The 14,521-nt window shown below is 66.9% G+C and carries 15 protein-coding genes and 1 riboswitch; all 15 genes read right to left on the bottom strand.

Annotated features, from left to right (window positions below):
- Nucleotides 1–217: 217 nt before the first annotated feature.
- The gene (locus F8D48_RS02360) at nt 218–646 is read right to left on the bottom strand and encodes a pyridoxamine 5'-phosphate oxidase family protein (protein WP_135970173.1); all 429 of its coding nucleotides are present in this window, start codon (nt 644–646) and stop codon (nt 218–220) included.
- A 13-nt stretch (nt 647–659) separates the two neighbouring features.
- Nucleotides 660–1,460, bottom strand: a complete 801-nt coding sequence (locus F8D48_RS02355) for an energy-coupling factor transporter transmembrane component T family protein (protein ID WP_151429810.1) — start codon at nt 1,458–1,460, stop codon at nt 660–662.
- On the bottom strand, nt 1,453–2,463 hold the full coding sequence (locus F8D48_RS02350) for an energy-coupling factor transporter ATPase (protein ID WP_151429809.1): 1,011 nt from the start codon (nt 2,461–2,463) through the stop codon (nt 1,453–1,455). The genes F8D48_RS02355 and F8D48_RS02350 overlap by 8 nt, the downstream gene beginning before the upstream one ends.
- A complete protein-coding gene (locus F8D48_RS02345) occupies nt 2,439–3,398 on the bottom strand; it encodes an energy-coupling factor transporter ATPase (protein ID WP_240806184.1) in 960 nt (319 codons plus the stop codon). The genes F8D48_RS02350 and F8D48_RS02345 overlap by 25 nt, the downstream gene beginning before the upstream one ends.
- The gene (locus F8D48_RS02340; protein ID WP_016308463.1) at nt 3,399–4,037 is read right to left on the bottom strand and encodes an ECF transporter S component; all 639 of its coding nucleotides are present in this window, start codon (nt 4,035–4,037) and stop codon (nt 3,399–3,401) included.
- Between the two features lie 154 nt (nt 4,038–4,191).
- A riboswitch (FMN riboswitch) is annotated at nt 4,192–4,354 on the bottom strand.
- A 180-nt stretch (nt 4,355–4,534) separates the two neighbouring features.
- Nucleotides 4,535–5,383 carry an ABC transporter ATP-binding protein gene (locus F8D48_RS02335; protein ID WP_240806183.1) on the bottom strand — a complete coding sequence of 283 codons (849 nt, stop codon included), beginning with the start codon at nt 5,381–5,383 and terminating at the stop codon, nt 4,535–4,537.
- Nucleotides 5,376–6,374 carry a FecCD family ABC transporter permease gene (locus F8D48_RS02330; protein WP_151429808.1) on the bottom strand — a complete coding sequence of 333 codons (999 nt, stop codon included), beginning with the start codon at nt 6,372–6,374 and terminating at the stop codon, nt 5,376–5,378. The genes F8D48_RS02335 and F8D48_RS02330 overlap by 8 nt, the downstream gene beginning before the upstream one ends.
- Nucleotides 6,375–6,413: 39 nt before the next feature.
- On the bottom strand, nt 6,414–7,445 hold the full coding sequence (locus F8D48_RS02325; protein ID WP_151429807.1) for an ABC transporter substrate-binding protein: 1,032 nt from the start codon (nt 7,443–7,445) through the stop codon (nt 6,414–6,416).
- Between the two features lies 1 nt (nt 7,446).
- The gene (nirJ2, locus tag F8D48_RS02320; protein WP_151429806.1) at nt 7,447–8,451 is read right to left on the bottom strand and encodes a putative heme d1 biosynthesis radical SAM protein NirJ2; all 1,005 of its coding nucleotides are present in this window, start codon (nt 8,449–8,451) and stop codon (nt 7,447–7,449) included.
- A 120-nt stretch (nt 8,452–8,571) separates the two neighbouring features.
- Complete coding sequence (locus tag F8D48_RS02315) at nt 8,572–9,570, bottom strand: glutamyl-tRNA reductase (RefSeq protein WP_151429805.1); 999 nt, start codon at nt 9,568–9,570, stop codon at nt 8,572–8,574.
- Between the two features lie 4 nt (nt 9,571–9,574).
- On the bottom strand, nt 9,575–10,408 hold the full coding sequence (locus F8D48_RS02310) for a hypothetical protein (protein WP_016308455.1): 834 nt from the start codon (nt 10,406–10,408) through the stop codon (nt 9,575–9,577).
- A gap of 183 nt (nt 10,409–10,591) precedes the next feature.
- On the bottom strand, nt 10,592–10,816 hold the full coding sequence (locus F8D48_RS02305; protein ID WP_016308454.1) for a response regulator transcription factor: 225 nt from the start codon (nt 10,814–10,816) through the stop codon (nt 10,592–10,594).
- A gap of 27 nt (nt 10,817–10,843) precedes the next feature.
- Nucleotides 10,844–11,167 carry a DUF1292 domain-containing protein gene (locus F8D48_RS02300; protein WP_135970182.1) on the bottom strand — a complete coding sequence of 108 codons (324 nt, stop codon included), beginning with the start codon at nt 11,165–11,167 and terminating at the stop codon, nt 10,844–10,846.
- 35 nt (nt 11,168–11,202) lie between these two features.
- Nucleotides 11,203–13,890: a protein translocase subunit SecD gene (gene secD / locus F8D48_RS02295; protein WP_151429804.1), complete on the bottom strand. Its 2,688-nt coding sequence runs from the start codon at nt 13,888–13,890 to the stop codon at nt 11,203–11,205.
- A 268-nt stretch (nt 13,891–14,158) separates the two neighbouring features.
- Nucleotides 14,159–14,518, bottom strand: a complete 360-nt coding sequence (locus F8D48_RS02290; protein WP_151429803.1) for a hypothetical protein — start codon at nt 14,516–14,518, stop codon at nt 14,159–14,161.
- Nucleotides 14,519–14,521: the final 3 nt, after the last annotated feature.

Here is a 14,521-nt window from a genome sequence, read left to right as displayed (position 1 = left end):
CTCAAACAAGTCCTCGCTTTCGGAAACAATGGTGTATGAATTTTACACCATTATTTCCGAGACTGCGGAATCTGCGCGCGGGCCCCTCCCGCCCCTCGTCGGCTTCCCCGCTCCCCTTGTGCCGACCTCTCACGCGCCCCCAATCCTCACCTCGGAAAAGAGCAGTGCGGCCGCAGATGGGCCGCACAGGGAACAACTTCGTTACAGCCGATGGCGGCTACAACTGCACCGGGTTCCAGGAGCCGTCGATATCGCAGATCCAGGCCTCGGCGTCCTCGATGGTGAAGAAGGTCAGGCGCTCGTCGTCGGCGCTCGCCCAATCTTCCCCGAGGGCCACCATGTGCTTGAAGCCCTCTTCGCGGGTACGGGCGTCGGCGGTGTCGGTCAGGTTCGCCTTCCCGCGCAGGATCACCCATCCGGCACCCGACTTCCAGGCGGTCAGCTCCACGGAGGGGTTCGCGGCCATCTCGCGGTAGCAGTCCTTCGTGGTGGCGGTGCAGAACTGGATATCGCCGTCCTGCATCATGGCGAAGCTGAAGGGGCGCACGTGGGGCCGCGGCCCTTCCGGAGTCTCCTCTACGGTGGACAGGTACCACGCGGGAACGCTGGTCAGGTAGCTGACGATGGTCTCTTTTCCTTGGGACATGGGAAATTCCTTTCTAAATGAAGTTCACGGCGATGACGGCGGCCAGCATAAGCAGAATGGCACCCGTACCCACGCCGTCGCGCCAGGTGAGAGCAAGGGGGTTCAGGCGCGTTATGCCCACGCCGCCGTGGTAGCAGCGCGCTTCCATGGCGCCCGAGAGCGTCTCGGCGTGCCGAAAGGCGCTCGCGAACAGCGGCACCATAAGGGCCGTGAGCGTGCGCACGCCCCCCTTGAAGGGGTTCACGTTGAAATGGGCCCCGCGGCTGACCTGGGCCCGGTAGATGACGCCGAGCTCGGTCATGAACTGAGGCAGGAAACGCAGGGCGATGCCGAGGATCATGCCGAGCTCGTGAGCGGGTACGCCGATGCGGGCCAGCGGCGCCATAAGACGCTCGAAGGCCGCAGTGATATCCAGAGTCGTGGTGGTCAGCGTGAGCAGGCTCATGCCCATAAGCAGCAAAAGCAGACGACAGCCGATGAAGACGGCCGATTGCAGGCCCTTCTCGCTGATGCAGATAACGCCCCACTGGAAGTACACCTGGCCGCCTTGGACGAACAACACGTTCAGAAGCGCCGTCAGCACCACGAGCACGAGCAAGGGCGCCAAAGAGCGCACCACCTGGATAAGCGGGATGCGCGACGCCGCGTAGAAGCCGGCGACGAACAACGCCGCCACCGCCAGGGAAAGCGGGGTGGTAGCGCAGAACACCGCCGCCATGAGCACGAGGGACAGCACGAACTTCACCCGCGGATCCATGGCGTGCACCGCTGATTCCTCGGGCCAGTACTGGCCGATGATGGCGCGCTCAGCCATGATCGACACCGCCCTCGGCGCACAGGTCGCCGCAGGCAGCCCCCGGAGCGGCATTGCCGGCATCGGCAGCCACCTCGCCCGTGCCGTTCGCGATGCCATCCAGCTGCGCGGCAATATCGGCCGCAAGCGCCTCCTCGTCGTAGAGCGCGCGGTTAAGCGCGAACCCCGCCTCACGCAGGGCGTTCGCGAAGGCCTGGGACGCCGGGGCGGCCAGCCCCACCGCCTTCAAGGCCGCCGGGTCGGCGAAGACCTCGGCGGGCGTGCCGAGGGAGAACATGCGGCCCTCGGACAGCACGAGGATGCGGTCGGCCAGCACCGCCAGATCCTCCATAGAGTGCGACACCATCACAACCGTCATCCCCGAAGCGTGAAACGATGCGATGAGCGCCAGGAAATCGGCGCGGGAAAGCGGGTCGAGCCCGGCCACCGGCTCGTCGAGCACGAGAACCTCGGGCTCCATGGCGAGCACGCCGGCGAAGGCAACGCGGCGCTGCTGGCCGCCGGACAGGTCGAAGGGGCTGCGCTCGCCGATCTCGTCGACCGACAGGCCCACGAGGGCGAGGGCCTGCTCCACCCGGCGCGCCACCTCGTCCTCGGGCAGCTTCATGTTGCGCGGCCCGAAGGCCACGTCATCGTAGACCGTGGTGGCGAACAGCTGGTTCTCGGGGTACTGGAACACAAGGCCCACCCGACTGCGCACCGTGGCGGCAACGCCCTTGGCGGCCAAGTCCTCGCCGTCGGCGGTGACCCTGCCGCATGTGGGATGCACGAGCCCGTTCATATGCTGGATGAGCGTGGACTTGCCGCTGCCGGTATGCCCCGCCACACCGAAGAATTCCCCCGGCTCCACGGCAAACGTCACCTCGCGCAAAGCCCAGCGCGCATCGGGGGCGTTGCCCCAGTCGGCACGGCGCTCCTGCTTCTCGGCGGCCCGCTTCCCGCGGCGACGCTTCGTCTGGCCGCCGTCGTAGGAGTAGCTCACATCTTCGAACGCAAGGCGCATAGCTCCTCCTTCAGCTCGTCGTCGGACACGCAGGTGCGCACGGGCACGCCGCGGGCCTGCAGATCAAGGGACAGGCGGCAGGCAAACGGCACCTCCAAGGACAGCGCCCGCAGCTCGTCGGCCCGGGTGAGCACCTCGGCGGGCGCGCCGTCGAGCACCACCGCGCCGCCGTCGAGCACCACCACCCGCTCGGCCGCGGCGGCCTCCTCCATGTAGTGGGTGATCATCACCACGGTCATGCCCGCGGCGTGCAGCTCGCGCACCACCCGCATGAGCCCGGCGCGGCCGCGCGGGTCGAGCATGGCCGTGGCCTCGTCCAAGATGAGGATGGCCGGGTCCATGGCCAGCACGCCGGCAATGGCCACGCGCTGCTTCTGGCCGCCGGACAGCGCGTGAGTCTCGTGCTCCTCGAAGCCCATGAGGCCCACCTCGGCGAGCGCCCGAGTCACCCGCTCGCGCAGCTCCGGATTGGGAACGCCCAGGTTCTCGGGCCCGAAGGCCACGTCGTTCTCGATGAGGCTCGCCACGATCTGGTCGTCCGGGTTCTGGAACACGAGCCCGGCGTTGGAGCGGATGAAGTAGGTCTGCTCGTCGTCGCGCGTGTCGCATCCGAACACGCGCACCTCTCCCTCGTCGGGCAGAAGCAAGGCGTTTACGTGCTTGGCGAGCGTGGACTTGCCCGAGCCGTTGCCGCCGAGCAGGCAGAGGAACTGCCCCTGGGGCACCGTGAGGTCCAGATGGCGGAAGACAAAGCGCTCGCCGTCGTAGGTGAAGCCCGCGTCGCGGAAATCGACGAACACCTCCTCGGCGGAGCCGTCCGTACGGGCGCCCGCCCCAGCGCCGCCCTGCAGCGAGCCGGCCGGGGAGGCATGGCCGTCGGGCGCGGTTGCGCCCGCAGCGGCGATTCGGTCGGGAGAGGGGACAGATTGCGTCACTTAGAAGCCCTTCACTTGGTCTTTCTTCGGTGTGATGAGATTTGAGATGGCCTTGTACACGATAAGCGTGAGCACGGAGTTCAGGATGCCCTTCGCCAAGTTGAACGGAATGAGGATGGGCACGATCATGGCCACCACCGCATCCACCGGCACCCCGAGCCAGGCGGGCGTGACCACCAGGTTGCCGAGCACGGCCATGACCACGGCCACCACAATGCCAAGCACAAGCCCGATGACGGCGCCCTTGAAGTTATGGATGCGCTGGTAGACGATGGCGGCCGGCAGCACGTAGCCGATGACCACGAGGAAGTTCATGAGCGCGCCGGTGAAGTCGGCGAACAGGATGCCATGGGCCACTACGGAAATGACGCCACAGGCAAGGCCGGCGGCGGGCCCGTAGGCGAAGCCGCATACCATGGCGGGCATGAACGAGGCATCGTAGGACAGCCACGCCACACCGGGCAGCAGCGGGAACTCCACGAACGTGAGCAGCACCGAGATGGCGCAGAGCAGCGCGATGGTCACGAGCACGCGGGTGGACCAGCGGTTCGTGTTGGCCAGGGCACGCTGGGCCGTGGGAGTCTTCGCGGGGCGCACGGGGCTTGCAGCAGCAGGGTGGTTGGTGGGCTTGTCGGCCATGGGAATCACCTTCTTCCGGCGAGGCATCTTGTCTGCGCGGATTCGCCTTCCCCTCGCCAGAAAGAAAACGAGCCCGTATGAATTCGGTTCATACAGGCCTCGTCGGTTCGCGCTCCCCTTGTCGGGTGCCGGCCCCGTAAGACCGGTGCACGAACATCTGCCTCTTCCATCCGGACTGTAACCGTTGGCCCCGGATTTTCACCGGGTCAGCCTGGAAGCCGCACGGGCTTCGCAGGGTCGCGGGCTTGCCGGAAGCGCTCGGATGCGCCGCCGTGCTTACCGCCAGTGAGGATTTCCACCTCGCCCTGAAACAGAATTCACGGGATGCATTGTAGGGCAGGCGGGCCGAACACGCAAGCCCCCGGGCTATCGGCGCGGCCCTGGGGCCCATAGGCCCCGACGATGGACGCATGCCCCCGCCGTTTCCGTTCTTCGCGGAATGCGAACCGGGGCCCAGCGCCTCGCGTTCCTTCGCGCCCATCCCGCGCGCGGCGCCCCTAGAGGCGCGGATACAGCACATAGCCCCTATCGGCGGCGCCGTCGGACCGATGGCGCTCGTGGGGGCAGATGTCCATGGAGAAGGCGCGCTCGATGGCGCCAGCGGCAAGCACCTCCTCGGCCGACCCCTCGGCCGTGACGCGTCCGCGCTCCATGACCACGAGACGGTCGGAGTAGCGCAGGGCCAGGTCCAGGTCGTGAATGACCATGGCCACGGTCTTGCCGTCGCGTCGGTTCAGATCGCGCACGAGGGCCATGAGGTCGTGGCAGGCGTTAATGTCCAGATAGGTGGTGGGCTCGTCCAGCACGATGAGGTCGGTGTCCTGGGCCAGCGTCATGGCCACGAAGGCCCGCTGCCGCTCGCCGCCGGAGAGCTTGCGCACATCGTGATCGCGAAAGCGCGCCACACCGGCCCGCTCGAGAGCCGCCTCCACCCGCTCGCGATCGCGCGGCCCGAGCCGTCCGCCCATGCCCGTGTGGGGGTGGCGCCCCAAGGCCACGAGCGCCTCCACGCTCACAGGCGGGACGCGGGAGGACTGCGCGAGCACGGCCAGCTCGCGGGCGCGCTCGCGGGCCGAGAGAGAACCGGTGTCGCGGCCCTTCACCTCCACGCGCCCCGACGCCGGGCGCAGCAAACCGCTGGCGAGCTTCACGAGCGTGGACTTGCCGCAACCGTTAGGGCCGATGATGCTCGTCACCGATCCGGATTCGATGCGGGCGGAAAGCCCCTCGATGAAGGGGGCGCCCGGCTTGTAAGAGAATGCCACGTTGTCGTAGCGGATAGCGCATAGCTGCGCCTGCGCAGAGGTGCCGTCGGCGGCCTCGGTTTTCGCAGCGTGCTCAGTCAAGGCCGCCTCCTTTGTTCTTCAAGATGAGGTAGATGAAGAAAGGACCTCCGATGAACGCCATCAGAATGCCGACGGGCAGCTCGTAGGGGGCGAACAGCACGCGGGCGAGCAGATCGCACCCCACGACGAAGGCAGCTCCGGCCAGAGCGGACACCGGCACCACCCACCGGTTGTCGCAGCCGACGAAGAAGCGCACCAGGTGCGGCACCACAAGCCCCACAAAGCCGAGCAGTCCCGCGAAGGAGACGGCGGTGCCGGCGAGCACCGCGGCCACGGCGAGCATGGAGAGGCGCAACCGGCTCACATTGAGCCCGAGCCCGTGGGCCGCCTCGTCGCCGAGCGCCAGGATGTTCAGCTTCGATGCGCCGGCGAGCGCCGCCGCAAGCCCCACAGCGATATAGACGGCCGGCCAGCCCAGGTCGCGCATGAGCACGCCGGAAAGGCCGCCCACGAGGAAGGTGGACGAGCCGACGTAGGCATCGGGGTCCACGATGAGGATGGTGTTCATGCCGGCGCCGAACACGGTGGTGATGGCAATGCCGGCGAGCACTACGGTCAGTCGGCTGACCCCCGCGCCGAGTGACAGCGCGAAGATGATGAGCGCCGTTGCCAAAGCGCCGGCGAAAGCCGCGAGGGGCGTGAGCCACAGCGCCCCGGGCGCAAGGGAGGCGGCCAGCAGCACGAACAGTCCCGCACCGGAATTCACGCCGATGACGTTGGGGCTCGCAAGCGGGTTGTCGAGCGATGCCTGGATAAGCGCGCCGGAGGTGGCGAGGGCCGCGCCGGCCAGCAGCGCCGCCAAAACGCGCGGGACGCGGACGTTCTCCAGAATGCTGCGGGCCGTATCGGGCACATCGGCGCCTGCCGCCCATGCCGCCAGCTCCGGCAGGCTCACCGAGGAGGCGCCGAGCATCAGGCCCGCGGCCGCGGCCACCGCCAGCAGGACGGCGGTCGAAGCCAGGACGACAATGTTCTTCGGAATGTTGCTCATAGGGCTGCCATCCTCGTCATCTTACGGGAAGGGGCCGCTCTAACCGCGCGCGGGCTGCCCGTAGAGGCTGTCGAAGAGCCCCTGGTAGGCATCGGACCAGTGCGCGTTGGGCTTGGAGAGGTACAGGGTCGGGTCCAAGGTGATGTAGCGCCCGTTCTGCACCGCCGACAGGCTGGACCAGGCCGGGTTGGCCGCCGTGGCCTCCTCCAAGTTGCGCATGGCCGCCTCGGCATCGTCGCCCATGGGGATGACGAAGATGAAGTCGGGATCCATCTCGATAACCGCTTCCAGGCTGAAGTCCTTCAAGAGGCTGCGATTCTCGCCGGCCAGGTTGTTCACGCCGAGGTCGGCCAGCATGGCGCCGGTCTGGGTCTCGGGGGCCTGCACGCGGGTGCCGCCGGAGAACGTGGTGAGCACGAGCGCCGTCGGCGGGTTCTCGGCCGGCACCTGAGCCACGATGTCATCGATGGCCTGCTCCACCGCAGCCGCGTTCTGCTCGTAGAGATCCTCGCGGCCGGTGATGTCGGTGAAGGTGCGCATGAGGCGCAGGTAGTCGTCGAACGTGGTCACCTGAAAGTACGCCACGGGAATCCCGGAGCCCACGAGCGCGTCGCGCAGGTCGGCCTGGCTGGAATCGCCGCCGCGGCCGCCGGTGCCGCTCGTCATGATGACGAAGTCGGGGTCAAGCGCGATGATAGCCTCCAGGTTCACGCTGGCGAAATCGCCCACCGTGGCCACATCGGGGCTCGCGATGGTCCAGCCCGCCGCCTGAAGGGCGTCGTCGGACACACCCACGAGCGTGCCGCCGGCGAGCTCCCAGGCATTCGCGAAGCTGCCCATGCAGGCCACCACGCGCTGGGGGTTGTCCACGGTCACCTCGTTGCCCAAATCATCGGTGAAGGTGACCGGCCCGGGCACGGCATCATCGGCGCCGGCCGCATCGGATGCGGGAGCCTGCTGCTCCGGGGCGGCGGTGTTGTCGGCAGCCGGAGCGGCGGCCTCCTGCTGGCCGCACCCAACCAGGGCCAGGGCGAGCGCCGCTGCGGTGGCACATAGGACGATTCTCTTCATGCTAGTTCTCCTCTTCTTCCAGCTTCTGGCCGTGGGCGCAGTAGTCATCCTGGGCCAGGATGTCGCCGTCGTGGTAGTAGGCGGCTCGCGCCCGGCAGCCGCCGCAGCCGTCCTTGTAATCGCACGTGCCGCAGGCGCCGGAATAGGCCTGGGTGCGCAGGCGCTCGAAGACGGGGCTCGTCTTCCAGATCTCGTCGAAGGGCTGCATTCGCACGTCGCCGGCTTCCTCGGTCATGTAGGCGCAGGGGCGCACGATGCCCTCGCTGCCCACGACGCAGTAGGTGAGCCCGGCCAAACAGCCGCGGGTAAAGCGCGTGTCGATACCGAGCTGCTTGGCCACGCGGGTGAACTGCGGGGCGCAAGTAGGCTTCACGTCGATGGACACTTCCGCCGACTTCCGCATGATGTCGCGCAAAAGCGCCTCGTTCTCAAGCACCTCCAGACTCGTCTCCTGGATATACTCGCCCCGGCCCACGGGGATCAGGAAGAAGATGTAGTGGGCGATGGCGCCGATCTCTTCGGCGAAGTCGGTGATGGCGCACACCTCGTCGCGATTCCAGTCCACCACGGTAGTGTGCAGCTGGAAGGGCAGGCCCGCGCGCTTGCAGGCCTCGATGCCGGCACGGGTGAGCTCGTAGGCGTTGGCCAGGCCGCGGAACTTGTCGTGCTTCTCGGGCACGAGACTGTCCACGGAGATGCCCATGGCGCAGGCGCCGGCCTCCTTCAGCTTCTGGGCCACTTCATCGGTGATGAGCGTGCCGTTGGTGCCGAACACCGGACGCAGCCCGCAGGAAGCCGCGTGGGCCACCAGCTCGTAGATGTCGGGGCGCAGAAGCGGCTCGCCGCCGGAGAAGATCATGATTTTGAAACCGGCCTTGGCGATCTCGTCGATCATCTTCTTCGCCTCGTCGGTGGAAAGCTCGCGATCCGTGGCCTCCTCGGCATCTTGGTAGCAGTGCACGCACTTCAGGTTGCACTGGTTCGTGGTCATCCACGATACGATCATGGGATTCTCCCCTTTCCTATGGTCTCACTGCATGCTTCTCGAGCATAGGAAGAGCATAGCCGCGAAGGCGCCGGCCGGGCATCACCTGAACGGCCTAGGTTGGACGCAACAAAAGTAGGTTCAGGCTAACTGGTAGGAGAAATCGCGAACCGCCTCGGCCACGGCGGCCCGACGCTGGGCAGTACGGCCGGCTTGGGACCAGGGTGCGTCCTGGGTGAGCCGGACCAGGTCATCGCGGGTGTAGAGGAACGCGTCGTCGATGGATGCCACGCGGCTATCGATGGCCGCATGCCCCGCCGACACGTCGACGAGCAGCATCGCACGGCCGCGGCGGCTGCGCATGGCCGCTCTCACGGCTCGCTTGTCGAGCAAGGGCACCGCGCCGGGTGCGGCCACGACGATGTCGGCGTTGCCGAGGGCCACGGGCAGCGCCTCGGCGGAAACGACCGGCGAGGCCTGCGCGGCCCCGTGCGGGGCGGGAGCTGCGCCGACGAAGGAGAAGCGCCCGACGCCGGCCTGGGCAAGAGCGGCCACCGCGGCGGCCACAAGCCCGTCATCGCCCACGGCGAGCACCTGCCGCCGGTCAAGGTGGTCGAACACGCGCCGCGCCAGCTCGGCCACGGTCGCGCCGAGTGCATCGGCCGTTTCCGCGCCGTCTGCCACGGCCAATCGGGCCGCAAGGGCGCGGGCCGCATCGCCGAGCGCCTCGAGCCGCGGCCCAAAGGAGCCCCGCGCCCGAGCCGGGGCAACCCCAGCGCACCAGGCCGCGGCCATATCCTCATCAGCGGCCGCAAACTCGTCGATGGCGGCCACCGCGGCGAACAGGTGGGCCGCCGCATCGGCGCCCTCGGCAAAGTAGCCGTGGGCGGCCAGATCAGCCCCCGCATTCGCCGCACTGTCGAGCAGCCCCAAGACAAGATCGTAGGAATCCACGCCGTCCTCCACGACGGCGTACACCTCGAAGCGCTCCCCCGTCGCCAGCACGAGCGCCTCAGCCACGCTCCAGTGCCCGGCAAGCACCGTCAGCACGGCGCCCAGGGCGCCCTCCCCGGCAAGGGATGCGGACAAGGGAAGGAAGGGCGCCCTGCGCGGGTTGACACCGACCATGACGAGCGTCATGGCGTCACCCAGCCGAAACGGCGATCAGCGCGAGCATAGCCGCAAAGCCGCCGATGGAGAGGAGGGCTCGGGTGCGGGTGCCCACCGCGCAGGGCGCGAGGAAGGAGAAGACGGCATAGAGGCTCCACACCGCCGACACGAGAAGAGACAAGACAATACGCGGCCAGAGGTAGCCCACGCTTCCCTGGCAGTGGAAGTGGGTCATGGCCGCCGAGAGCGCCACCATATGGGTGAATCCGATGAGCATGGCCCCAACGAACACCACGAGCCCCGCAAGGGCCGCAGCGCGGGCGATGGTGGCCAGGGTATCGAGGGCCGGCGTATCGAGCGAGAACAACTTGGCGGATCGACGCGCCATAAGGCGGCGTTGGTACAGCAGAAGCCCCGAGGCCGCCGCGCTCACCGCGAAACAGGCGCAGGCCGCGAACACGAGCACGATATGGGGCACGAGCAGGGGCCACTGGTAGAGAGCCATGTTGTCGGCGCTCACCGGATCGAGGATCTTCAGCCACTGGGAGGCCACGATGAGCAGCGCCGCCACCGGCCCCACAATGAGCGCAAAGCCGAGGCCGCGTCTTGTGACGACCAGCCCCACCGCCGTCACCACGGCGAGAACCCAGGCAGCCAGCATGATGATGTTCGGTCCCGACAGCAGCGTGCCGGAGGTGGTGGTGGACTCGATGCCGATCACGGCGGAGTGCAATGCCACGGCCGCGAAGAAGAGCGCCCTGGCCGCCCGTGCGCTGCCCTCCCGCTCGCGCAGGATGCCGTGGGCCGCCAGGGCGCTCGCCGCGCCGTAGGCCAGTACGCAGACTATTTCCAAGTAGAACAGGAACATGGGGCTTGCGGGCTCGTCCTCTCTCGTAACATCCCCATCATAGCGAAAGGGGCGCCGCCCGGTATCGCCCAAACGGGCTACATGGCGCCGTTTGGGCGCGCGGCGCGGCCGATGAGCCGCCCGACGCGACGGCTGCACAGGCGCTGCGGGCAGCGGGCTCGAACAGCCGCGCCGCGCTCCCTCCTAGCAGCGCCGCAAGATGCCGGTCTCGAAGCCGTAGGTCACGAGCGCCGCGCGGTTGGCGCGGCCCGATTTGGCCGTCATGTGGGACAGATGGGCCTTCACCGTCTGCTCGGACAGCGTCAGGCGCCCGGCGATCTCCTTGTTCGAGAGACCGCCAGCGATGTAGTAGAGGATCTGCTGCTCGCGCAGGGTCAGCCCGTGATCGGGATCGGTGACGAGAATCATGGGAGACGGGATGCCAAGGCAGCGAGCCTAGGCGAAGTCGTAGAGGTCCTTGGCGGCTTCCTGGAAGTCGGCGTAGGCCTCGGCGGCGATGACCTCGTCGTCCACCAGCTCGAAGGAGACCGGCTGGCCCTCCTCGTCCACCTCGGTCACCTCCAGCACCACGACCTCGCCTGAAGAGGTGGCCGGATGCTCGTCGTCGATGGGGAAGAAGAACCCGAACGAGCTTTCGCCCTTCAGCACCAGGCCGAGGAACTCCAGCTCGACCCGCTCGCCCTTCTCGTCCACCAGGGTGATGGTGACGCCCTCCTCGGTTGGCGGGCAGAAATTGGGGGCAGAACCTTCGCGTACCATAGAATCTCCTTGTAACTCGCCGCCGGCCGGAGCCGCTATTGGGCCCGTCCGTGACGGTGCTTTTTCTTCTTGTTGCTCGTCGACTTCGGCTTGGCCAGGACGGCGTGCTTGCCCGTCGGGGCCCCCTCGCCGACAGTCTCGGCCGCAGAAACCTCGGCGCGCTGGGCCTCCAAGCGCGCCAGGGGCACCTGGGCGATGCCCGTGGAGGCCGAGTGATCGAACTCGAAGCGGCCGATCTCGGTGCCGTACTTCTTCTGCAGCTTCGCGAACTTCGGCTCGCGGGTCTTCCACATACAATACAACGGGCAGGCGATGGCGATGGACGAGTAGGAGCCGGCGATGAGGCCGATGGCCATGGCGAAGGCGAAGTCCTTCAGGGTCTCGCCGCCGAACAAGAGCATGGCGAACACGGGGATGAACGAAGTGAGCGTCGTGTTGATGGTGCGAATGAACACCTGGTTCATGGAGTGGTTGGCCATGGTCATGAAGGTGCAGCGGATGTCCTCGCCCTTCATGTTGTCGTTGATGCGATGGAACACGACCACGGTGTCGTAGAGCGAGTAGCCCAGGATGGTCAGCAGGGCCGCGATGGTGTTCGGATTCACTTCCCGGCCCACGAGCGCGTAGATGCCCACCACCAGGATGAGGTCGTGCAGCAGCGCCACAATGGCCATGACGCCCATCTTGTACTCGAAGCGGATGGCGATGTAGACGATGATGAGCAAGATGGACACGAGAAACGCGATGACCGAGCTCTGGATGACGCTGGCGCCCCAGTCCGGGCCGATGGTGGTCACCTCGAAGTCGCCGGACTCAAGGCCGAGCTTGTCGGCCACCTGATTGGCACGAGTGGTGGCATCCTCGGCCGAGGTGGTGGTAGTGCGCACGAGGAAGCCGGGCTCGCCGCCCGTTTCGGTAGTCTGGATGACCGCGTCGGGCTCGCCGGCCTCGTCGAAGGCGTCGCGCATCTGCTCGATGGTCACGTCGCCGGTGCCATGGAAGGCCACCGAGGTGCCACCCACGAACTCGATGCCGAAGTTCAGGCCGCGCACGCCCACCACGACGAAGCACAGGGCCATGGCGATGGCGGCGGCGGTCAGGAAGATCTTGCGGTAGCCGAGGAAGTTGATGTCGTGCTTGATAAAGCGGCCGCGGATCTTGCGCACGGCCCTCACCGTCTGGGAGGCATCGGCCGGGTCGTCCTCTTCCACAATGGTACGGGTCTCGGCGGCGTTCATCTGGCTTCCGATCTCGGCCTCGCGCTCAGAGGTGCCCTCGGCCGCGGCCAGCTCAGCATAGCCCTTGGAGGCATCGATGGAGTCCTTGATGCCCCAGAAGCCGGGGTGGCGGGCGATGACCTTCGGGGCCAGCAGGCGGATGAGCGGCGCCTTGAAAATGACCATCATCACGATGTCGCAGATGATGCCGAGCGCCAGCGTCATGCCGAAGCCCTTGACCGACGAGGCGGCCAGGAAGAACAGGCACAGCGCCGAGACCATGGTCACCAGGTCGGCGTCGATGGAGGTGAGGATGGCATGCTTCACACCGGTGAGCGAGGCGGCCTTCACCGAACGGCCCATGCGAATCTCCTCGCGGAAACGCTCCACCGTGAGGATGGAGGAGTCGGCGGCCATGCCGATGGTGAGCACGATACCGGCGATGCCGGCCAGCGACAGGCTGAACAGGCCGAAGGCAGACAGGGCGGCCAGAATGCCCAGGTAGAGCACGGCGAACACGGCCATGGCCGCGGCGGTGATGAGGCCGAGGCCCTTGTAGAAGAACAGCAGGTACAGCATGACCAGCGCCAGGCCGATCAGGGCCACGACGACACCGGAGACCAGCGCATCTTGGCCGAGGGTGGGGCCGACCACCTGGGACTGGGCGTACTCGAAGGACACGGGCAGCGAGCCGGATTCCAGGATGGTCTGGAGGTTCTTGGCCTCGTCCAGGGTGTAGTTGCCGGTGATGGACACCTCGCCGTTGGGAATCTCGGACTGCACGGCCGGGGCCGACTGCACCTCGCCGTCCAGGATGATGACGATGAGGCCGTGGTCGGCCACCAACTCGCGGGAGGCCTCGGCGAAGGCCTTGGTGCCCTGGCTGTTCAAGGTGATGTTCACGGCGTAGTCGCTCGAGGTCTCCGAAGCACGGCCTACGGTCACGTTGGTGATGTCGGCGCCGGTGACAATGGGCGTGTAGGTGCCCGGATCCACCTTCAGGTGCTCGGTCTTGCCCGAGGGGAAGGCGTTGCCGAACTCGTCGGTCACAGTGCCCTCGCCGGCGTACTGGCCGTTCTCGATGGCCTCCTTCACTTCCTCGTCGGTGAAGGAATCCAGGCGGGCGAACTCCAGCGAGCCCGTGCGGCCGATGGTGGCTAGGGCCTGCTCAGTGTCGGACAGACCCGGGATCTGCACGAGGATCTGGTCGGTTCCCTGCTCCTGCACCGTGGCCTCCGACGCGCCGAGCGCGTTCACGCGGCTCTCGATGATGGCGCGGGACTTCTCCATGTCCTCGGGCGTGACCGGCTCGCCGTCGGTGGACTTCGCCGTCAGCACCACGGACAGGCCACCCTGAATATCGAGACCCTGGTTGATCTTCTCGTTGGGCGGCGTGAACAGCACCGCCGATACAACGACGAGCAGCGTGGTGAGAATGAGCAGCCAGATGTTGCGACGATCGTGCGTGCGCGCCGGCTTCTTCTTGACATTGCGTTCCAGTGCCATGGGACTTGCCTTTTCTTTCCGTATCGCGAATCTCTTCTCAGCGAACGGCGCCGCATCCTCCCTGAGCACGGCGCATTCACGTTAACTTGCCTATTGTGCCACAAAAGAACTACCGTGAACAGCCGCTATTTCCCCCTCCCCTGCCTCCCTGCCCTGTCGCAGCCGCAACGGGACCGCCCGACCGCAGTCCGAGCACCCGCCGCCCGACAGCCCGCCCCGCCCTAGCGGCCCAGCGAAATCTTCTCAAGCCGCAGCCGCGCCTATGCCCCTAAAGCAAGCTAATAGGAATGCGTACATCCGGATCGGAAAACCGAACGGCTCCCTCCACCGCTGCCCAGACCTCCGCAGGTATCCGAGACGAGGCCGTATCGGCGAGAAGGTCGCAGACCGACCTCTCCCCGCCCAGTGCGTAGGACTGCCCCCATTCGGACTGGTTGAGCTCGAGGAGAGCGGAGGAGCGCAACTCCTTGAACCGGGAAACCACCACGCCCGCGTCATTTCGAGCCATGAGCATCTCGAAGCCGCTCGGGCGAAATCTCCCGTCCAGATGAAGGGGCACAAAGAAGAGCGCTATGGCGATCACGAGAAAGAGCAGTATCCCTACAAGCACTTTGAGCATTCTGTCCATGGA

Origin of the sequence: Adlercreutzia muris, from assembly GCF_008831045.1 — a bacterium.
GTDB classification, from domain to species: Bacteria; Actinomycetota; Coriobacteriia; order Coriobacteriales; family Eggerthellaceae; genus Adlercreutzia; species Adlercreutzia muris.
This window is presented reverse-complemented; position numbering and strand designations above follow the sequence as displayed.